The following is a 20,630-nucleotide window of genomic DNA, read 5'->3' on the forward strand; positions in this document are numbered from 1 at the left end:
CTTTTGCGCTATTGCTTGCGCAAGGACGCGCCTGATGTCGCGTCGAACAGGTGGATGTCATTCTCCTCGAACGTATAGCGGAGCGGAGCATGCAGCACCGGGCAGTCGCGTGCCGGCACCAGTGCGCTGATCTCCTTGCCGCCGGAGCCGAATGTCACCAGCGCGTCATTTCCGTGGAATTCGATGAGATCGGCGGTGCCTTGCAATAGGCCGGCGGAGCCGGCACTGGCTGTCTTCAGGTCCGGGGGCCGGATGCCCAGCACGGCGCGATCGCCCGGCTGGAGATGAAAGCCCGCCCCGTCTATCGAAAGTACCGTTCCGGCGCCGGTCAGCGTCCAGCCGTTCCCGGCCCGGCCGACCGTCACTTCGACAAAATTCATGTTCGGCGTGCCGATGAAGCCGGCCACGAACATATTGCCCGGCCGCCCATAGATTTCCGCCGGCGAGCCGATTTGCTCGATGATGCCATCCTTGAGCAGCACGATACGGTCGGCGAGCGTCATCGCCTCCAGCTGGTCGTGGGTGACATAGACGGTGGTGGTCTTCAGCGACTGGTGCAGCCGCGCGATTTCGACGCGCATATGGTTGCGCAATTTGGCGTCGAGATTGGACAACGGCTCGTCGAACAGGAACACCTTGGGCGTCTTGATCATGGCCCGGGCGATCGCCACGCGCTGCTGCTGGCCGCCGGAGAGTTCGGCCGGCTTGCGGCCGAGATAGGGGTCGAGCCCCAGCGTGCGGGACACCGCTTCGACCCGCTTGCGGATTTCGGGCGCCGGCACCTTCTGGCGCCGCAGCCCGAAGGCAATGTTGTCGAAGATGCTCATATGCGGATAGAGCGCGTAGTTCTGGAACACCATGGCGATGCCGCGATCGCCCGGATCGAGGTCGTTGACCACCTTGCCGCCGATCGAGACCTCGCCGCCACTGATGTCCTCCAGCCCCGCCATCATCCTGAGCAAGGTCGACTTGCCGCAGCCGGACGGGCCGAGGAACACGACGAATTCGTGCTCCTCGATCGAGAGATTGAGATTGCGGATCACCGTGGTGGCGCCATAGGCCTTGTCGACATGGGAGCAAACGATCGCGGACATGGTCAGCCCTTTTCGTCGGTCAGCAGGATCTGCAGCTTGACGTCCTGCGGGTTGCCTTCGGCCGCCCGTTCGAACGCCTTGATGCTGTCGGCGAAATCATAGGTACCGGTGATCAGCGGCTTGAGGTCGACCTTGCCGGAGGCAATGAGCTGCAGGGCGCGGTCGAAGATGTTGGCATAGCGGAACACCGTCTCGATGCGGACTTCCTTCGAGATCGCCGCCGGCACATTGAGGGCAACCGGCTCCACCGGCAGCCCGACCAGCACCACCGCGCCGCCCGGGCGCACGACGTCGAACAGATCGGCGAAAGCCTTGGGGCTGCCGCTCGCCTCGAAGACGATGTCGGCACCCCAATTGTCGGTCGCGGCCGCGACGGCATCGACCAGCGACTGCTCGCCAATATTGACCGGCACGATGCCGGCATATTGTGCGGCGATCTTCAGCTTGGGCGCGGAAAAATCGGAAATCAGCACTTTCGAACAACCGCCGGCAAGGGCGGCAAGCGCGATCATGATGCCGATCGGGCCGCAACCGACGACGACGGCGACATCGCCCGGGACGATGCGGGCACGGCTAGCCGCCTGCATGCCGATGGCGAAGGGCTCGACCATCGCGCCCTCGGCGAAGGAGACATTGTCCGGCAGCTTGTAGGTGAAAGCGGCCGGGTGCACGGCATAGGGAGCAAGGATGCCATGCACAGGCGGTGTCGCCCAGAAAGTGACGTCGGGGTCGACATTGTAGATGCCGAGCTTTGTCGCGCGCGACGACAGGTTCGGTACGCCTGGTTCCATGCAGACGCGGTCGCCGACCTTCAGGTTCGTGACATTGGCGCCGACCTCGACGATTGTGCCGGCGGCCTCGTGGCCGAGCACCATCGGCGCCCGCACGACGTAGCTGCCGATGGCGCCATGCGTGTAATAGTGAACGTCGCTGCCGCAGACGCCGACCGTGTGGATGGCGATCCTGACATCGTCCGGCCCGACATCGAGCGGCAACGCGATCTCGCGCAGCGACAATTCACCTTTTTTCTCAAGCACCAGAGCCCGCATCGGGTAAGTCCTCACTTCAAGTCTTTTTTTGCCGGAAAACGGAATTCAGGAAGCCGCTGAGCACGCCGAGGAAAAGCAGCGGCGGCAACGACAGGAGCACGACCGAGGCGTTGAGAATGCCCCAAGGTACGTTCATGCCTTGCTGGGAGAGTTCGGAGGCAACGATCGGCAAGGTTTTGGCGTTGGAACTCGACAGCATCAGCGCGATCAGGAATTCGTTCCAGACCAGCACGAAACTGAAGGCGACCGCGCCGATCAGCGAGCGCGCAGCCACGGGCAGCGCGATCCGCCAGAACACCGCATAAGCGCCGTAGCCGTCGACGAAGGCGGCTTCCTCGATCTCCTTCGGCACCGCCTGGAAAGCGGGGATGGCGAGCCACATGATCACCGAGATGGTGAGCAGCGAATAGGTGACGATCAACGCCGGCAACGTGTCGTAGAGGCCGAGCTGCAGCCAGATCACCATAAGCGGAATGGCCACCGCCACCGGCGGCAGGAAGCGCAGCGACAGCACGAAGAACTGGATGTCGCCGGCCCAGCGGTTGGGGTAGCGCGCCACCGCGTAGGCCGCCGGCAGGCCGAGCACGACGCCGATCAGCACGGCCGTGCCACAAGCGACGACCGAATTGTAGAGCCCGGTGATGACGCTGTCGCGACCAAGTATGTAGCTGATATTGGCAAGCGTCGGCGTGAACACCAGGCGGGGAACGCGGGTGATGATGTCGACGCTGTTCTTCAGCGAGTTGAGCGCCGTCCACAGCAGCGGGAACACCGCGAGAAAACCGGCGAAGGCAAGGACGGCCTTGGCGATGATGCGGCCGGGCCTCATGCCTGCACCCGCTTCCACAGCATGGTGAAGGTGATGACGGTGGCGATCATCATCAGCACAGCCATGGCCGAGGCGTAGGAGACCTTGCCGGATTCGATGAAGCCTTGCGAGAAGGCGTACATGTCGAGCGTTTCGGTCGCGACCCCCGGCCCGCCGCGGGTCATCACATAGATCAGGTCGAAGGAGCGCAGCGACTCGATCATCTTGACGAACATCAGGCTGATCAGCGGCGCCTTCAGCATCGGCAAGGTGACATAGGCATGGATCTGCCAGCGCCGGGCGTGGTCGAGCCGGGCCGCCTCGATCGGCTGCGGCGGCAAGGTCTCCAGCAGCTTCAGCACGATGACGGCGAAGAACAGGCCCCACTGCCAGACATCGACCGAAGCGACCGCGAACAAAGCCGTCGACGGCTTGGAAAGCGGGTCGAAAATCAGCCCGCCGGTCAGCAGCCGGTATGGGTAGGTGGCGATGCCGTAGAGCGGATGATAGGCGAATTTCCACACGAAAGCCGCCGAGACGCGCGGCAACAGCACCGGAATGATGAACAGCAGGCAATAGAGGTTGCGCAGACGCGGTGAGGCGACCTCGAACATCAGCACGCCGAGCCCGATCGCCACCACCATCGTGGCGACGACGGTGACGACCTCCCACTTCACCGATACCCAGACGGCGTTGAGGAAGCGGCGGTCGGAGAACAGGTCGACAAAGTTCGAGAACCAGACCCAGGAATAGGCCGTCGAGCTCAACTCGCGGTTCTGCAGGGCGATGATGATCGCGTAGAGCGTCGGCACCATCGACAGGATTAGCAGAATGACCAGCGTCGGCACGACGAAGGTGACCGGCAGGGATGAACGTCGAGGCATTGGTCTCAGGCCTTGCTGTGTCTCTGATATCTGGACATCACGGAACCCTCGCGCGCAGGAAAGGGCGGGCCCTCCTGCGACGCACAGGTCCCCGCATTCCCAGGAATGCCGCGAACCGTGCGCCGCAAGAGGGAGGTGCCTATTTCTTCACCAGCCCGTTGGCATAGGCCTCGAGCTCGTTGAGGCTGCCCTTGACGTCGGTGCGTGTGCCGGCAATCAGTTCCTCGAGGATGATGCCCCAGCGATCGCCGAGGTCCGGCCAGCGCGGATCCTGCCAGAAGTTCACCGCCGTGACCTTGCCGGTATCGGCAAGCGCCTGGCCGAGATCGGCGCCGTAGATGTCGGCGAATTCCTTGCTGGACAGGATGCTGGTGCGGTTCAACTCGCCGAACTGATGGGCGTCGAGCCGGCGCTTCTCGTTTTCCTTCGAGGTTGCCCAGGCGATGAACAGGCCGGCGCACTTCTTCGAGGCGTCGTCGGCATTGGCTTTCGCGGCGATGGCGAGGCCATGGCCGTAACCGCCGCCCGTCAGCGGCGAGGGCGGCGGCAGGAAGCCGATCTTGCCGACCACTTGCGAGGTCTTCGGGTCGACCGCCATGCCCGAAAGCGGCGTCGATTCGACCAGGATCGCGACCTGGCCCGACAGGAATGCGCCGGTCGATTCATCCCAGCTGCCGGTCTGGGTCCCCGGTGCCGAATCCTTGAACAGCTTCAGATAGGTCTCGGTTGCCTTGACGGCGGCGTCCGAGTTGAAGGCCGGCTTGTCGCCGTCGAACCACTTGCCGCCATAGGCCTTGAAGAACGGCATCCAGCGCCAGACATTGGCGCCCGAGCCGCGCGCGCCGCGCAGCGCGATGCCGTACATGCCCTTGTCGGCGTTGGTCAGCTTCGGCACGTCGGCGATCAGCTCGTCAAGCGTCTTGGGCGGCTGGATGCCGGCGCCCTCCAGCACGTCCTTGCGGTAGACCATCAGGTCGCCGCCGCCGGTCAGCGGCGCGAACCAGACCTTGCCGTCATAGGTGGCGACCTTCTGGCGGCCCGGATCGAAGTCGGCATAGTCATAGTCAGCCGGATAATAATCGGTCAGCGGCACGATCCACTTCGACGAGGCGAAAAGCGCGACATTCGCTTCATCGACATAGTAGACGTTGTAGTTGCCGACGGTGGACGCGTCGGCGCGCGACTTGGCGCGGCGGTCGTTCTCGTTCAGATAATCGATCTTGAAGCTCGCGCCGGAGAGCTTCTCGAACTCGGCCTTGGAGTCTTCCAGAAGCGTCAGGCCGTCGCGTGGCTGCGCCAGCACCTTGACCGGTGCCGAGCAGACCGGCGCCTGCGCCAGGGCTAGGGTTGAAACGGTAGCGGAAAGCACGAAAGCTGCGCCAAGGCTGGCAGCGAGCCGAACTGGTTTCATGATTTTTTCTCCTCCAGGAATACGTCGCAGGCAGCGCAGGTCCTCGGGTTGCGCGATCCTCACCATCGCCCGAACGACATGCCACCCGTCGCCAAAATGCGCAGTTGCGTGGGGCGACGCTAGAAGCCCCGTTGCAGCAGACCTGTACTTTTATGCATTGTGCAGCGCAGAAACCGGCATACCCGTACGGAGCACGTCACACGAGTATCGATCGGGTCCAAAACGGTGATTCAGGAAGCGCTTATGCGCGCATCGCCAGACGCTGCCGCGACAGCTTGCGATAGGATGACGGCGTCATCTTGTGCTTGCGCAGGAAGGCGCGGTTGAAGTTGGAGATGTTCATGTAGCCGACCTGGAAACAGATGTCGGTGATCGGGATATCGGTGTCGGCCAGGAGCTTGCACGCCTGCCAGAGCCTGAGCTTGGCAAGATGGTCGCTGAAGGAATTGCCGGTGTTCTTCTGGAAGAACCGCGAGAAGGTGCTTTCGCTCATGCCGGCCAGCTCGGCCACGTCAGGCAGCTTCAGGTCTTCGGCGAAATGCTGGAACAGATAGGTCAGCGTACGCTGGATGATGTCGAGCGAAGCGGCGTCGAGAACCGGCTGGAAGTCCGGCGATGACAGAAGCTCATACTCGTCGGTCCGGGCCAGCAGATCCACCAGTTCGAGGAACAGGCAGAACCGGGCCAACCCTTGCACCGTGCCCATCCGCTCCATGAGCGCGGCACCGTCGAGAGCCGCCCGGCCATGGAAGACGATGCCGCGCAGCGACCGCTCCAGGAACGGCTCCAGTTCGCGCAGTTCCGGCAGCAGCCCCGCCGACCCACGCAGCCGCTCGGGATCGAATTGCAGCACGATGTCGCGGCCCTCGATCAACTCGCCCGGCTGCACCGCAGTAACCCAGTCATGCGGCAGGCCGCCGCCGACGATGGTGAGGTAGCCCGGGCCGAACTCGCCGATATGGTCGCCGACCAGAACCACGCCGGAGGATTTCCGCAGCAGGTGGATCTCGTATTCCGGGTGAAAATTCCAGACATTGCGCTCCCAGGGATAGTCGTCCAGCCGCCACAGGAAACTGTCGCTCGCCTCGGTGACGATATGCTCGAAGGAAGGCGCCGTGCGCGGGATCGCGGCCGTGTTCTTTCTGCGTCTGAACGCCATCCTGCCTCCCACATCTGCCGGTTTGCCGATGTCTGATCCGTAGCAGTCCCCGGCCGGCAAGGGAACGAGGCGGTGCTTCCCGCTCAATGCGCTGGCTCAATCTGTTCCCGCGCCTCCTCCCTTGCCTTCATGTCGCATTTCGTTCAATAGACGGCGCAAACGGCGCCATTTTGTGCCATTGCTGTGCGGCTTCCGGGCGTGGCCCGACGCGCCGTGTTCTGAAAGAGCAGGACAATGTCTGCGATCGAAGCCGGCGCTCGCGCGCCGGAAAATCTTTGGCGTCGGGAAATCAGGGCGACATTGGCGCTGGCCTGGCCGATGGTGCTGACCAATCTCGGCCAGACGGCGATGACCGCCACCGACGTCATGATGATGGGACGCCTCGGCGCGGACACGCTGGCCAGCGGGGCGCTTGGCGCCAATCTTTATTTCATGCCGCTGATCTTCGGCCTCGGCCTGATGCTGGCGACCTCGCCGATGATCGCCACCGAGCTAGGCCGCCGCCGCCATTCCGTGCGCGATCTGCGCCGCACCGTGCGCCAGGGCCTGTGGCTGGCGATCCTGATCGCGATCCCGATCTGGCTCGTGCTTTGGCACGGCGAGGCCATTCTGCTGGCCATGGGCCAGGAGCCCGCGTTGGCGCGTCAGGCCGGCATCTACCTGCGCTGGCTGGAATGGGCGGTGCTGCCCTTCTATGGCTATATTGTGCTGCGTTCGTTCATCTCGGCGCTGGAGCGGCCGGGCTGGGCGCTGATCATCGTTTTCGTCGCCGTCGCCTGCAACGCCTTCTTCAACTGGCTGTTCATGTTCGGCAATCTCGGTGTTCCGGCGATGGGCATCGCAGGCTCGGGCCTCGCCACCTCGCTGTCCAGCACGCTGATGTTCGTCGGCATGGCCATCGTGGTGATGCTGGAGAAGAAATTCCGGCGTTACCATCTGTTCGGCCGCTTCTGGCGTTCCGACTGGCCGCGCTTCAAGGGACTGCTGCGGCTTGGCCTCCCGATCGCCGGCATCCTTGCCTTCGAGGTGACGATCTTCAACGCCGCTGCCCTGCTGATGGGCCTGATAGACGCCGATTCTCTGGCCGCGCACGCCATCGCCATCCAGATCGCCTCGATCTCCTTCATGGTCCCGCTCGGCCTCAATCAGGCGGTGACGGTGCGTGTCGGGTTGGCGCATGGCGCGGGCAATCCCGAGGGCGTGTCGCGTGCCGGCTGGACCGCCTTTGTCCTCGGCGTCTCGTTCATGGCGCTGATGGGACTGGTGATGGTGCTGTGGCCGCATCTCCTGATCAGCGCCTTCATCGATCTGGGCAATCCCGCAAATGCCAGGGTGATCGCGCTTGCCGTGTCGTTCCTGGTGTTTGCCGCCCTGTTCCAGGTCTTCGACGGCGCGCAGGCGGTTGCCTCCGGCATGCTGCGCGGCCTGCACGACACCAAGGTGCCGATGATCTATGCCGCCATCGGCTACTGGGGCGTCGGCCTGCCGCTCGGCGTGCTGCTCGCCTTCCATTTCGGCTTCCATGGCGTCGGCATCTGGATCGGCCTGTCCAGCGGGCTGGCCGTGGTGGCGGCCCTGCTTCTGGCCCGCTGGCTGCGGCGGGATCGGATCGCGCCGTCGCTGGCCTTCGGGCATTGAAAAACACGGCCGCCGGTAGCCTGGTGGCCGTCCTTGTTGGCTGTCAGTGGCCCGGCACCCGCTTCTCCAGCCGCCGCGCATACTGCGTCAGCGGAAAGCACATGACGAAGAAGATCAGCGCCACCAGCCCATAGACCTTGAACGGTTCGAAGGTCGCGTTGTTGATGGCATTCGAAGTCCGCACCAGCTCCTCGAAGCCGATGATCGAGGTCAGCGCCGTCGATTTGATCAGCTGCACCAGGAAGCCGACGGTCGGGGCGCGCGTAATCGCGAACGCCTGCGGCAGGATGATCAGCCGCAGCTCCTGCAGATAGTGCAGGCCGAGGCTGGCGCCGGCATCCCACTGGCCGAGCGGCAGCGCGTCAACGCCGCTGCGCCAGATCTCGGCGAGATAGGCGCTGGCGAAGAAGGTCAGGCCGAGCACCGCCGCCGTCCAGGGCTCGATGCGCAGGCCAAGCATCGGCAGGCCGAAGAACATCAGGAAGAGCTGCATCAGGAGCGGCGTCCCCTGGAACAGGGCGATGTAGCCGGAGGCAAGGCGCCGGCTCCATTTATTCTTGGCGATCCTGAAGAACAGCACCGCCATCCCGACCAGGGCGCCGCCGACGAAGGCGGCCAGCGACAAAAGCACCGTCCAGCGGGCGGCAAGCAGAAGGTTGCGCACGATGTCCCAGAGCGTGAACTCGATCATGACACGCCAGCCCCGAGCGCGCGGCACCCTCCTGTGACCAGCAGCCGCCGCAAGGCCATCGACATCAAGAGATAGACCAGTGTCACGACGAAATAGGTCTCGAACGAGCGAAAGGTGCGCGCCTGCAGCATGTCGGCCTCGTAGGTCAGTTCGCGCACCGCGATCTGCGACACCACGGCGGATTCCAGCATCATGATGACGATCTGGCTGGTCAGCGCGGGATAGATGATCTTGAGCGCCTGCGGCAGCACGATCTTGATGAACACTTGGCGTGGCCGCAGTCCAAGGGCCAGGGCCGCCTCCGTCTGCCCGTTCGGCACCGCGTCGAGCCCGGCGCCGACGATCTCGATGGTGTAGGCTGCCATGTTGAGCGTCATCGCCAGCATGGCGGCCAGGATCGGGTCGAGCCTGATGCCGAGGCTCGGCAGGCCGAAGAAGATGAAGAACAGCTGCACCAGGAACGGCGTGTTGCGCATCACCTCCACATACCAGGCGATGGCCCGGCGCAGCAGCGCGGGGCCGTTTCGCCGCCCAGCGGCGCCGAGGATGCTGAGCAGCGTTCCCGCCAGCGTGGTGACGGCGATCAAAAGGATCGTCGTCGCCGCGCCGTGCGCGATGTCGCCCACGGCACCTGGAAGCCAGCCGAAGGCCACGGCAACTCAATCCTTGAGGTTGTCGGGGTTGAGCGGCGTCTTCAGCCAGGCCTTCGAGCTTTCGTCGAGCTTGCCGTCGGCCAACATCTTGGCGACGGCATCGTTGACCGCCTTCTTCAGGCCGTCCTCATTCTTGTTGAGGCCGATATGCGAAGGCGAGGTCAGAAGCTGGAACTTCTGCTCCGGCTTGAGCACATCCTGCTTGGCCAGCACCTGGGCGCCGACGTCGTTGCCGACGACCATCAGCTGGGTCTGGCCGGAAATAAAGGCCTGGATCACCGAGTTGTAGTTGTCGAAGCGCTTGATGTCGGCCGACGCTGGTGCCGCCTCGGTCAGCGAGGTGTCTTCCAGAGTGCCGCGATTGACGGCGATCGACTTGCCGGCGAGGTCTTCCTTGCCTTTGACCGACATCGCTGCCGGACCGATCACCGCGATGTAGTAGGGCGCGTAGGCTGCGGCGAAGTCGATGACCTGCTCGCGCTCCTTGGAGTAACCGACGCTCATCAGGATGTCGACTCGGTGGTCGTTGAGGTAGGGGATGCGGTTCTGGCCGGTGACGGCGATCGGATTGAGCTTCACCTTGAGCGTGTCGGCGATGTACTGCGCGACGTCCATGTCATAGCCCTTGAGGCTCATGTCGGCGCTGGCCGAGGAGAAGGGCGGGAAATCGGCGAAGACGCCGACATTGATGGTGCCGGCCTTGGTGATATCGGCCAGTGCGTCGGCCTTGGCAGCCTGCGTGGCGAGGCCGAGACCTGCCGCGCCCAGGACCAGGACGGCGGCGATGGATGATTTGAATGTCGAGCGGATTGTCATTGTCATTCCCCTTCTGGAAGCTTTTTGATTGTTTGGGTCGGCCGCCGGCTCCAGCGCGGCGGCCGCCTTTGCTTTTCTGAACGTCAGGCTCCCTTGCCGGTCACGGCCGGGCTGAACACCATCAGGCTCAGAATCTCGAACAGCACCTGGGCGCCGGCATGCGCGGTGTTGGTGGTCGCGTCATATTGCGGCGCCACCTCGACGACGTCGCCGCCGACGATGTTGAGACCTTTTAGGCCGCGCAGCAATTCAAGCACCTCGCGCGTCGTCAGCCCGCCGACTTCCGGCGTGCCGGTGCCCGGCGCGAAGGCGGGGTCGACGCTGTCGATGTCGAAGGACACGTAGGTCGGGCCATCGCCGACTATTCTGCGCGCCTTCTCGATGATGGCGGGGACGCCGAGCCCGGTCACCTCCTCGGCATGGACCACGGTCATCCCGGATTCGTAGGTGAACTCCCACAGATACTCGGCCGCGCCGCGAATGCCGATCTGGATGGTGCGTGTCGGATCGAGCACGCCATCGAGCACCGCGTTGCGGAACGGGCCGCCGTGGTGGAATTTGGTCAGGTCGAACAGGCCGCTGGTGTCGCAATGGGCGTCGATGTGGATCAGCCCGACCGGCGCCTTCTTGCCGACCGCCTTCAGGATCGGGTGCGTGATCGAGTGGTCACCGCCGACCGACAACGGGATGACGCCGGCGTCGACGATCTGGTTGATGCGCCGCTCGATATCCTCATGGCTGGTCTCAAGCCGGTAACGGCTCTGGAACGGAACGTCGCCGATGTCGGCGACCCTGAGCTCATGCGTCGGCGCGCATTCCAGCACATGGTTGTAGGGGCCGATGCGCTCGATGGCCCGCAATGCGCGCGGCCCGAAGCGCGAGCCCGGCCGGTTGGTGACGCCGAGATCCATCGGCACGCCAATGATCGCCACCTGCAGGTCGCCGAAGTCCGGATTGTCCGCCGCGATTTCGCGGTAGGGCGCGGTGAGGAAGGTCGGGATGCCGGAATAGGGCGCCAGCCGCGTGCCGCTCTTGGAGAAGATCTTGTCGGCGACCTTGCGGAATTTCGGGTCGAACATCTCGCCGCCATGGCTCTCGCCATACTTGCGACGCAGCGCGTCGAGCTTACCGCGATCGTATCCCATATCCGCTTCTCCTCAGCCGATGCAGCGTTGCAATTGGTGACCTCGGGCGAGCCGACCGTCATCCGGCCGGGCTGCTGTCCCGCTGGCTGTCTGCAAATTCAGGTCTTCATGTTGTCTTGGGGCAAAGTCTCCGGCAGCCGCTTTGAAAAAGCAATTGATATTGTTAGGGTGGTTTCTGTGAGAAAATCTCACAATGAAGCCGAGCATCCATGGCCAAGCGCTTGCCACCTCTCAACCCGCTGCGCGCCTTCGAGGCCACGGCGCGCCATGCCTCGCTGACCAAGGCGGCGAGTGAGCTGAATGTCACGCATGGCGCCGTCAGCCACCAGATCAAGGCGCTGGAACAATCGCTTGGCGTCAAGCTGTTCGAGCGGGTCGGCCAGCGGGTCAAGCTGACCCCGCATGGCGCCGAACTTTTGCCGGCCGTATCGGTCGCGTTCGACGGCATCGCCGCCGCCACCCAACGGCTGACGCGGCCGGCAAGCAGCGGCGCGCTGTCGGTGTCCTGCGTGCCGGCGCTGCTGCTTTTGTGGATGACGCCGAGGCTCGGCAGCTTCACTGCGCAATATCCCGATATCCAGCTGACGCTCATTCCCTCCAACGACCCAAGGGATATCCGGGCGCCGCACATCGATGTCTGCGTGCACTATGGCGATGGCAGCTGGGCCGATTGCTGGATGCGCAAATGGTCGGGCCTGGAGCTGTTCCCGGTGGTCAGCCCGACGCTGATCAACAACCGGCCGATCCGCAATGTTCGCGACCTCGCCGACCATGTCCTGCTGCATGGTGACGATGGCCGCGAGTGGCACACCTGGCTGGCCGCCGCCGACGCGCTGGACCTCGAGCGCGGCCGGCGCCATCATCTCGGCGATGCGCGCATGACGGCGGAAGCCGCCGTCCATGGCCATGGCGTGGCGCTGGGCGATTCCGTGACGGCAAGCGCGCTGCTCGCCAGGGGCATGCTGGTCGCGCCGTTCAGCCTGTCGGTGCCGGCGGTCGATGATTTCTATGTCGTTTGCCGCAACGAAATGCGGGCGACGCCGATCGTGCAGGTGTTTATCGACTGGCTGTTCGCCGAGAAGGCCGGGGATGACAGCCGCGCCGACGCTCCTGTGGCGGGCCGCCTCGTCATCCGCCGCAAACGTCCCGCGCTCAAGGTGATGGGCGGCAAACCCTCGTAGCCGCACGCAGGACTTTCTTTTTGTCGGGCCAGCCTGAAAGCAAGCAGCGTTTTGGTCAATTCGATGCTATGAGGCCTGTCGCTATTGTGGTGGCAGGGCAGCGAAGGCGGTAACGAGACATGGCCAAGACCGATATTGCGCGGCGCGTCTACAACCACACCTGGAAGCTCGACCCGATCGTGCGCAGCCTGCTCGATACCGACTTCTACAAGCTTTTGATGCTGCAGATGATCTGGGGCATGTACCCCAAGGTCGATGCCACTTTTTCCCTGATCAACCGCACCATTTCGGTGCGGCTCGCCGACGAGATCGACGAAGGTGAGTTGCGCGAACAGCTCGACCATGCCCGCACGCTGCGCTTCTCCAAGAAGGAGATGATCTGGCTGGGTGGTAACAATTTCTATGGCCGCAAGCAGATCTTCGAGCCGGAATTCCTCGCCTGGCTGGAAGGTTTTCGGCTGCCGGAATACGAGCTGTCGAAGCGCGACGGTCAGTATGAGCTCTCCTTCTCCGGCCCGTGGATGTACACCACGCTGTGGGAGATCCCCGCGCTCGCCATCATCAACGAACTCCGATCCCGTGCGGCGATGCGGGCTTACGGGCCGTTCGCGCTCGATGTGCTCTACGCCCGCGCCAAGGCCAAGATGTGGGCCAAGACCGAACGCCTGAAGGCGCTGCCCGGCATTCGCATTTCCGATTTCGGCACCCGCCGGCGCCATTCCTTCCTGTGGCAGCGCTGGTGCGTGGAGGCACTCAAGGAAGGCGTAGGCGAGGCGTTCACCGGCACCTCCAATGTGCTGCTGGCCATGGACAATGACCTCGAAGCGCTCGGCACCAACGCGCATGAATTGCCGATGGTGTTCGCGGCACTGGCCAATTCGGAAAAAGAGCTGAAGCAGTCACCCTACAAGGTGCTGCAGGACTGGCAGCGCTACTATGGCGGCAATCTGCTGATCGTGCTGCCCGACGCCTTCGGCACCGCTTCGTTCCTGCGCGACGCGCCGGACTGGGTCGCCGACTGGACCGGCTTCCGTCCCGACAGCGCGCCGCCCATCGAGGGCGGCGAAAAAATCCTGTCGTGGTGGCGCGAAAAGGGCAAGGACCCCAGGCAGAAGCTGCTGATCTTCTCCGACGGGCTCGAGGTCGAAACCATCGAGGAGACCTACCGCCACTTCAAGGGCAAGGTGCGCATGTCCTTCGGCTGGGGCACCAACCTGACCAATGATTTCGAAGGCTGCGCGCCGACCGAGACCAACAGCCTCGACGCCATATCGCTCGTCTGCAAGGTCACCGAGGCCAATGGAAGGCCGGCGGTCAAGCTGTCCGACAACCCGGCCAAGGCGACCGGCGATCTCAAGGAGATCGAGCGGTATTTGAGGATTTTCGGGCAGAAGGATCGCGTGGAGCAACTGGTCAAGGTTTGAGGTTGAGGGCGCGCGGGATGGAAAACCTGGATAGGTCGAGTTCCGTCGCGCCCCCCTCTGTCCTGCCGGACATCTCCCCCCGAGGGGGGAGATTGGACTTTGTCTCCGCCTTCGACTGGCGCCGATCGAGCGAACTGCCAATCTCCCCCCAAGTGGGGGAGATGTCCGGCAGGACAGAGGGGGGCGCCGTAGAGTGCTTCCGTCTATCGTTAGCTTTCCTGATTGCCGCTTTACTTGGCCCCACGCCCGCCTTCGCCCACGCCTCCGACCGCAGCCACGTCCTCCTGCTCCCCACCGGCTACTATCTCATCGGCGGCGCCTTCGCCGTAGCCGCCAGTTTCCTCGTGCTGGCGCTGCTGCCGGCGGATTGGATTGACCGTTTCTGGCGCCGCCGCCTGCCGCTATTCGCCTTCCGCGACGCCACCCGAACCACCGTCAGCCTGATCTCCTTTGCCGGCTTTGCAATTCTCATCGCCGCCGGCTTCCTCGGCAGCCGCGATCCCCTCTCCAACCCGCTTCCACTGGTGATCTGGACGCTGCTATGGGCCGGACTGACGCTGCTGCAAGGCGTATTCGGCGATCTCTGGGCGTGGCTCAACCCCTGGTACGGGCCATGGCGGCTGCTGTCGCGGCTAAGCGGCAGAGGCGACGAGGCGGCCTGGCAACTTCCGCAGTCGCTTGGCCGCTGGCCGGCCGTCGTCATGTTCATCGCCTTTGCCTGGTTCGAACTCGTCTATCCAGCTCCTGACGATCCGGCACGGCTTGCATGGGTCGCCGGCCTCTATTGGCTGTTCACATTGATGGCCATGCTGGTGTTCGGCTACGACAAATGGGGCCGCAGCGGTGAATTCCTCGGCATCTTCTTTTCGATGGTGGCGCGCTTCGCGCCGGTCGAGCGCGGCGACAAAGGCCGTCTTGCGCTGTGCTGGCCGGGCGCCAAGCTGCTCACGGCCGAGCCTTTGCCGGCCAGCGGCATCGCCTTCCTGCTGCTCGCTCTGTCCTCGGTCTCCTTCGACGGCCTGTCGAAGACCTTCTTCTGGCTCGGCCTGTTCGGCATCAATCCACTGGAATTTCCCGGCCGTTCGGCGGTGATCGGCAGCGGCAGCCTTGGCCTTGTCCTGACATTCGTGCTGCTCGCGGCAGTGTTCCTGCTTGCCGTGGTCCTCGGCCAGCGCCTTGCCGGCAGCGATCGGCCTCTCGCCGAGGCAGCGGGACTGCTGGTGTGGTCGATCGTGCCGATCGCGCTCGCCTATCATGTCGCGCACTATCTGACGGCGCTGCTGGTCGACGGCCAATATGCCTTGGCCGCCCTGTCCGACCCCTTCGCACTGGGCTGGAATCTGTTCGGCACCGCCGACATGCAGGTCGAAGCCGGGGTCGTTGCCGGCGCGGCGTCGGCGTGGTGGCTGTGGAACATCCAGGCCGGCGCCATCATCCTTGGCCATGTCCTCGCGGTTCTCGTCGCCCACGGCTTTGCCTGGCGCCTGCACCCCCAGCCGGCCCGCGCCGCGCTCAGCCAGTTTCCGCTCACCGTCTTGATGATCGCCTACACCATTTTCGGCCTTTGGCTGCTTGCCACGCCGACAGTCGGATGAGACAAGCTGTCCGCGTGGGCCATCCGGGTGAGCCATGCCCGGCGGAAAGCTCGCTTGCCAGGTCAGGCCTTTGGTGATTTAGTTTGTACACATGCAATTTTGCATCCTCTTGCCGAGGATGTTCGAGCCGCCTTATCGTTGGTCAAAACACAAAAACAGGGGAACGAACGTGACTGACAAGAACGGATTTTTCGACCTCTCCAAAACCACGCTTACCCGCCGCACGGCGCTGAAGGGTCTGGCCGCCGGCGCCGGCCTCGCCGCCGCGCCCGGCTTCGTCCGCTATTCCCAGGCGCAAAGCTCCGCGCCGATCAAGATCGGTTTCCAGTCGCACCGCACCGGCATTGGCGCCGCCTATGGCCGCTGGTACGAGAAGACCACCGCCGCCGCGATCAAGGCGATCAACGCCGCCGGCGGCATCAATGGCCGTCAGGTCGAGGTTATCATCGAGGATGACGGCACCGATCCCGGCCGCGGCGCCGAAGTGGTCGGCAAGTTCGCCACCCAGCACAAGACCGACATCGTCTTCGGCACGCTGTTCTCGCATGTCGTCATCGGCTCGGCGCCCGCCGCCGGCGAAAACAAGATACCCTACTTCGTCGTCAGCGAAGGCCACCACGTCGCCTCGACCAAGCTCAACCGCTACGTCTTCCAGCCCGGCATCACCGACGTGAAGAGCCAGATCCAGTCGATGGCGCCGTGGATCGCGGCCAATGCCGGCAAGAAGGTGACGCAGATCTTCCCCGATTTCGCCTTCGGCTACGACCATCGCGACTACCTGCCCCCGGCGCTGAAGGCGCAAGGCGCCGAGGTGATCGCGCAGATCGCCATCCCGCCGACGGAGAGTTCCTTCACCAAATACTTCCCGCAGATCCCTGCCGAGACCGAGGTCATCTACCACGTCATGGTCGGCCCCGCGGTGCTCACCTTCGTCAAGGAACTCGGCGAGTTCTACGGCTCCAACCGGCCGCAGCTCTTCGGCTTCATCGATTCGCTCGAGGCCGTCGACATCAACAGCCCCGGCCTCGAATTCCTCGACGGAAGCCATTTCTGGGAAGGCTCGCCGCGCTACGCCCAGCCCGATGACACCGAAGCGCAGAAAGCCTATCGCGCCGCCGTCGGCATCGACGACAATGGCGCCGCCGTCGGCGACCCCAAGGACGTCTCCACCGCCGCGCACATGTTCGGCTGCTGGGAAACGCTCTACGTCGTCAAGAAGGCGATGGAGGACGCTGGCTACAAGGGGCCGGAAGATCGCGCCAAGCTGGTCGAGGCGACCGAGGCGCTGAAGGAATTCGCCGAAGGGCCGGAGCATCCGCAGGGGCCGAAAACCTTCAACGGCAAGATCCACCAGTGCTTTGGCATCCAGAACATCTCCAAGGTCGAAGGCGGCAAGCTCAAGGTCGTCCACAAGACCAAGATCGAGGACGGGCTTTACGAGGCCGAAGGGGATTACACGACGCAGGCGCTCTAGGCTCATTCCAGCAAGCGTGAACGCCAAGCCACCCCCCTCTGTCCTGCCGGACATCTCCCCCGCAAGGGGGGAGATCGGATGTCGCCATGGCTTTCGCCAATCACCAAGGTTGGAAGGTGGCCGCATCCGCACAAGTTGCCAATCTCCCCCCTTGCGGGGGGTGAGAAGTGGTCCGCGCAGCGGACGGAAAGCCAATTGCTTGGCTTTCCGAACGACGAACGCCCGGAGCGATAGCGCAGGGCCGGGTTCGGCAGGGCAGAGGGGGGTGCCTCACGCATCCGCTGGTGCATAGATGCACTTCGGCCCTCACCTCCTCCTCGCCGCCCTCGAAGGCCTCGTCACGTCGGCCGTGCTGGCGCTGACCGCGCTTGGCCTGTCGCTGGTGTTCGGCGTGATGCGAGTCGTCAACGTCGCCCATGGCGAGTTCTTCATGCTGGGCGCCGTGCTTGCCTGGGCGATCACATCGACAGTCGGCGGCCACCCCGCCCTGGGCTTCCTGGCGGCCCTGGTGATCGCGCCGCTGATCGTCGGCGCCATCGCGCTGGTCGCCGAACGGCTGGTGCTGCGCCGGCTCAACTACAATCCGGAAGCCACCATCGTCGCCACCATCGGCATGCTCTACATCATCCAGCAGCTGGCGCTGACTTTCTATGGCCCGGAAGCGCGGCCCGTCGAGCCGCCGTTCAGCTATCGCATCCTTTTGCCGTGGTTCGGCTATTCCGGCTACAAGCTGTCTGTTATCGCCGCCTCCGCTCTCCTGCTGATCGCGACATGGCTGGTGCTGACGCGCACGAAAATTGGTCTCATCATGCGCGCCACGCAGTATGACAGCGAGACGGCGCAAGCCTTCGGCATCCCGGTCGGCCGCGTCTATGGCGGCGTCTTCGCGCTCGGCGCCATGCTGGCGGCGATTGCCGCGGTGCTGATCGTGCCGATCAGCCAGGCGCATTACCTTATGGGGCAGGATCCGCTGCTCTTGTCCTTCATTGTCGTCATCATCGGCGGCCTCGGATCGCTGCGCGGCACCGTAGTCGCCGCCGTGCTGATCGGCCTGTCCGACGGCATCATCTCGATGTTCTTTTCGCCGACGCTGGCCAAGATCATCGCCACGCTCTTGGTCGCCATGGTGCTGGTGTTCCGCCCGCAAGGCCTGTTCGGGACGGCGTCGCGATGAGCGAAGCTTCGCCGGCAAAGGCCTATGCACTGCATCTCGGCGTCATCGCCCTGCTCTTCGTGCTGAGCTTGCTGCTACCGGACTATTATCACGGTCTGCTCGCCCGCATCATGGTGCTGGCGGTCTTCGCCATGGGCTACAACATGCTGTTCGGCTATGTCGGCCTGCTCAGCCTCGGCCATGCCATGTTCTTCGGCGCCGGGCTTTATGGCGCCGGGCTCGCCGTCATCCAGCTCGGCTGGAGCGTGCCGGCGGCGTTCGCCGCTGGTCTCGGCTGCGGAGTGGTTCTTTCGCTGATCATCGGCCTCCTGGCGCTGCGCACCACGGGTGTCGCCTTCATGATCGTCACTATGATGTTCGCCCAGGTGTTTTATCTCGCCATCCTCTATTTCGCGGCCTGGACCGGGGGTGATCAGGGCATGGTCGTGCCGCAGCCGGCACGTGTCCTCACTTTCGGCGCCACATCGCTCGACCTCACCAACCCGACCGTGCGCTACATGACGGCGCTCGGCTTGTTCTCTCTCGTGCTGCTGATCACGCTCGCCGTCGTCCGTTCCAGACATGGCCGCGTGCTGGTCGCAATCAGGGAGAACGCGGAACGGACGAAGATGCTGGGCTACGACACCTTCTCCAACAAGCTCGCCGCCGTCGTCGTCTCCGGCGCGATCTGTGCGGCGTCCGGCGCCGCCTACGCGCTGCTGTTCGGCTATGTCGGCTCGAGCTTCGCCTCGGTGCAGTATTCCATCCTGCCGCTGCTGTGGGTGCTGCTCGGGGGTGCGGCGACAACGCTCGGGCCGCTGATCGGCACGCTGTTCATGTACTATGTCATCGACATCACCAGCGGCTACACATCGGCTTATCTGCTGATCGTCGGCATCGCACTGATCCTGCTGGTGCTGTTCTTCCCGAAGGGCATTCTCGGCACCATCCGCCAGCGCTGGCTCGGGTGGCTGCCATGACGCCGCTGCTGACCACCAAGGCCCTGTCGCGCAATTTCGGTGGCCTGCGCGCCGTCGACAACGTCGACTTCACCTTGATGCCCGGAGAAATCCGCGCCGTCATCGGCCCCAACGGCGCGGGCAAGACCACCTTCGTCAGCCTGGTCAGCGGCCGCATCCGGCCCTCTTCGGGAGCGATCCTCTTCGACGGCGCCGACATCACCGGCCTGCCGGCCTATGTCAGGGTCCGCCGGGGCATCGCCTACACCTTCCAGATCACCAGCGTCTTCGCCAACCTCAGCGCCTATGACAATGTCGCGCTGCCGGTGCAGCGCACGCTGAGCGACGGCCGTTCGAAGGGTGCCGTGCGTGCCGGCGTCATGTCGGCGCTCGAACGCACCGGGCTGGCGGACCGCGCCCATATGCCGGCCGGGCAATTGTCCTACGGCCATCAGCGACTGCTGGAAGTGGCGATGGGCCTGGCGCTGAAGCCGCGCCTGCTGATCCTCGACGAGCCAACGCAAGGTCTGGCCGACAGCGAGATCGACAATTTTATCGCCCTGGTGCGTGACATCGCAGGAGGTGCCACCGTGCTCCTGATCGAGCACAACATGCCGGTCGTCATGCAGCTCGCGCACCGCATCACCGTCTTCAACGCCGGCAGGATCCTCGCCGAGGGTGCGCCCGAAGCCATCCGTGAGAACGCCGCGGTGCAGGAAGCCTATCTGGGGACCGCCCCATGACGGAGACGAGCAAGACCGATGCACTGGTGATCTCGGGGCTGGATTGCTTCCATGGCGAGGTCCAGGTGCTCTACGGACTCGATCTCGTGCTGAACAAGGGCGAGGTGCTGTGCCTGTTCGGCCGCAACGGCGCCGGCAAGACGACGACGCTGAAAGCGATCATGGGCCTGGTTCCGGCAAGTGCCGGTTCGATCAGGCTCGCTGGCCGGGAGTTGACCGGCCTGCCGGTGCATGAGGTGCCGAAGGCCGGCGTCGCCTATGTGCCGCAGGGAAGGCGATTGTTCGCCGAGATGACCGTGGCCGAGAATATCGAGATCGGGCTGATGGCGCGCGGCAAGGACAAGGCGACACGCGAGAACGTCCTCGATCTGTTCCCGCTGCTGCGCCAACGGCTGCGGCAGCGCTCGGGCACCTTGTCCGGCGGCGAACAGCAGATGCTGGCGATGGCGCGTGCGCTCTGCCTGGAGCCGCAGGTGCTTTTGCTCGACGAGCCGACCGAAGGGCTGATGCCGTCGATGATCGCCAAGATCCGCGAGACGGTGTCGAAGCTGCGCGAGATGGGTGTCTCCACCATACTGGTCGAGCAGCGGGTCGATGCCGTGCTGTCGGTCGCCGATCGTGTCTGCTTCATCGAAAACGGCCGCAACCGCGAGACGGTCGATGTCGAGGCCCTGCGCGCCGACCCGTCGGCGGTCCGGCGCTATGTCGGCGTCGGTTGACGAGAGCAATTCCAGGAAAAGTGTGTAGCGGTTT

At 64.2% G+C, this 20,630-nt stretch carries 19 protein-coding genes; 9 read left to right on the top strand and 10 right to left on the bottom strand.

Features of this window, described 5'->3' with window-relative positions; all coding sequences use genetic code 11:
• Positions 1-8: 8 nt before the first annotated feature.
• The 6 genes from FJ970_RS02255 to FJ970_RS02280 form a co-directional block, all read right to left on the bottom strand.
• Positions 9-1,094, bottom strand: coding sequence for an ABC transporter ATP-binding protein (locus FJ970_RS02255; protein ID WP_140757332.1), 1,086 nt, complete (start codon positions 1,092-1,094; stop codon positions 9-11).
• Between the two features lie 2 nt (positions 1,095-1,096).
• The gene (locus FJ970_RS02260; RefSeq protein ID WP_140757333.1) at positions 1,097-2,143 is read right to left on the bottom strand and encodes an NAD(P)-dependent alcohol dehydrogenase; all 1,047 of its coding nucleotides are present in this window, start codon (positions 2,141-2,143) and stop codon (positions 1,097-1,099) included.
• Positions 2,144-2,159: 16 nt separating this feature from the next.
• Positions 2,160-2,972, bottom strand: coding sequence for a carbohydrate ABC transporter permease (locus tag FJ970_RS02265; RefSeq protein ID WP_140757334.1), 813 nt, complete (start codon positions 2,970-2,972; stop codon positions 2,160-2,162).
• The gene (locus FJ970_RS02270) at positions 2,969-3,835 is read right to left on the bottom strand and encodes a carbohydrate ABC transporter permease (RefSeq protein WP_140757335.1); all 867 of its coding nucleotides are present in this window, start codon (positions 3,833-3,835) and stop codon (positions 2,969-2,971) included. The genes FJ970_RS02265 and FJ970_RS02270 overlap by 4 nt, the downstream gene beginning before the upstream one ends.
• A 139-nt stretch (positions 3,836-3,974) precedes the next feature.
• Entirely contained in the window at positions 3,975-5,246 is a 1,272-nt protein-coding gene (locus tag FJ970_RS02275; protein WP_140757336.1) for an ABC transporter substrate-binding protein, read from the bottom strand.
• A gap of 241 nt (positions 5,247-5,487) precedes the next feature.
• Positions 5,488-6,405 (bottom strand): AraC family transcriptional regulator, encoded by a 918-nt coding sequence (locus FJ970_RS02280; protein ID WP_140757337.1) that lies wholly within the window; start codon positions 6,403-6,405, stop codon positions 5,488-5,490.
• Between the two features lie 234 nt (positions 6,406-6,639).
• Between FJ970_RS02280 and FJ970_RS02285 the strand changes: the two genes are divergently transcribed.
• The gene (locus FJ970_RS02285) at positions 6,640-8,043 is read left to right on the top strand and encodes an MATE family efflux transporter (RefSeq protein ID WP_140757338.1); all 1,404 of its coding nucleotides are present in this window, start codon (positions 6,640-6,642) and stop codon (positions 8,041-8,043) included.
• 43 nt (positions 8,044-8,086) lie between these two features.
• Here FJ970_RS02285 and FJ970_RS02290 read toward each other — a convergent pair whose 3' ends face one another.
• The 4 genes from FJ970_RS02290 to speB all read right to left on the bottom strand — a co-directional run bounded on the left by FJ970_RS02290 (position 8,087) and on the right by speB (position 11,348).
• Complete coding sequence (locus tag FJ970_RS02290; protein WP_140757339.1) at positions 8,087-8,734, bottom strand: amino acid ABC transporter permease; 648 nt, start codon at positions 8,732-8,734, stop codon at positions 8,087-8,089.
• Entirely contained in the window at positions 8,731-9,387 is a 657-nt protein-coding gene (locus FJ970_RS02295) for an amino acid ABC transporter permease (protein ID WP_140757340.1), read from the bottom strand. The genes FJ970_RS02290 and FJ970_RS02295 overlap by 4 nt, the downstream gene beginning before the upstream one ends.
• 6 nt (positions 9,388-9,393) lie before the next feature.
• Positions 9,394-10,203, bottom strand: coding sequence for a transporter substrate-binding domain-containing protein (locus tag FJ970_RS02300; RefSeq protein WP_140757341.1), 810 nt, complete (start codon positions 10,201-10,203; stop codon positions 9,394-9,396).
• A gap of 83 nt (positions 10,204-10,286) precedes the next feature.
• Positions 10,287-11,348 carry an agmatinase gene (gene speB, locus FJ970_RS02305; protein ID WP_140757342.1) on the bottom strand — a complete coding sequence of 354 codons (1,062 nt, stop codon included), beginning with the start codon at positions 11,346-11,348 and terminating at the stop codon, positions 10,287-10,289.
• Positions 11,349-11,557: 209 nt separating this feature from the next.
• On the opposite strand from speB, the gene gcvA reads away from it, so the two are divergent.
• From gcvA to FJ970_RS02345, 8 genes are all read left to right on the top strand, one after another.
• Complete coding sequence (gcvA, locus tag FJ970_RS02310) at positions 11,558-12,529, top strand: transcriptional regulator GcvA (RefSeq protein WP_140757343.1); 972 nt, start codon at positions 11,558-11,560, stop codon at positions 12,527-12,529.
• Between the two features lie 119 nt (positions 12,530-12,648).
• The gene (gene pncB / locus FJ970_RS02315; RefSeq protein ID WP_140757344.1) at positions 12,649-13,953 is read left to right on the top strand and encodes a nicotinate phosphoribosyltransferase; all 1,305 of its coding nucleotides are present in this window, start codon (positions 12,649-12,651) and stop codon (positions 13,951-13,953) included.
• Positions 13,954-14,114: 161 nt separating this feature from the next.
• The gene (locus FJ970_RS02320) at positions 14,115-15,548 is read left to right on the top strand and encodes a hypothetical protein (RefSeq protein WP_140757345.1); all 1,434 of its coding nucleotides are present in this window, start codon (positions 14,115-14,117) and stop codon (positions 15,546-15,548) included.
• A 169-nt stretch (positions 15,549-15,717) separates the two neighbouring features.
• The gene (locus FJ970_RS02325) at positions 15,718-17,022 is read left to right on the top strand and encodes an ABC transporter substrate-binding protein (protein WP_140757346.1); all 1,305 of its coding nucleotides are present in this window, start codon (positions 15,718-15,720) and stop codon (positions 17,020-17,022) included.
• A gap of 292 nt (positions 17,023-17,314) precedes the next feature.
• Complete coding sequence (locus tag FJ970_RS02330) at positions 17,315-18,196, top strand: branched-chain amino acid ABC transporter permease (RefSeq protein ID WP_140757347.1); 882 nt, start codon at positions 17,315-17,317, stop codon at positions 18,194-18,196.
• Positions 18,193-19,155: a branched-chain amino acid ABC transporter permease gene (locus FJ970_RS02335; protein ID WP_140757348.1), complete on the top strand. Its 963-nt coding sequence runs from the start codon at positions 18,193-18,195 to the stop codon at positions 19,153-19,155. Before FJ970_RS02330 ends, FJ970_RS02335 begins: the two co-directional genes overlap by 4 nt.
• On the top strand, positions 19,152-19,877 hold the full coding sequence (locus tag FJ970_RS02340) for an ABC transporter ATP-binding protein (RefSeq protein ID WP_140757349.1): 726 nt from the start codon (positions 19,152-19,154) through the stop codon (positions 19,875-19,877). Before FJ970_RS02335 ends, FJ970_RS02340 begins: the two co-directional genes overlap by 4 nt.
• Positions 19,874-20,596: an ABC transporter ATP-binding protein gene (locus tag FJ970_RS02345; RefSeq protein ID WP_140757350.1), complete on the top strand. Its 723-nt coding sequence runs from the start codon at positions 19,874-19,876 to the stop codon at positions 20,594-20,596. The genes FJ970_RS02340 and FJ970_RS02345 overlap by 4 nt, the downstream gene beginning before the upstream one ends.
• Positions 20,597-20,630 lie beyond the last annotated feature (34 nt).

Source organism: Mesorhizobium sp. B2-1-8, from assembly GCF_006442545.2.
In the GTDB taxonomy this organism is placed as follows: Bacteria; Pseudomonadota; Alphaproteobacteria; order Rhizobiales; family Rhizobiaceae; genus Mesorhizobium.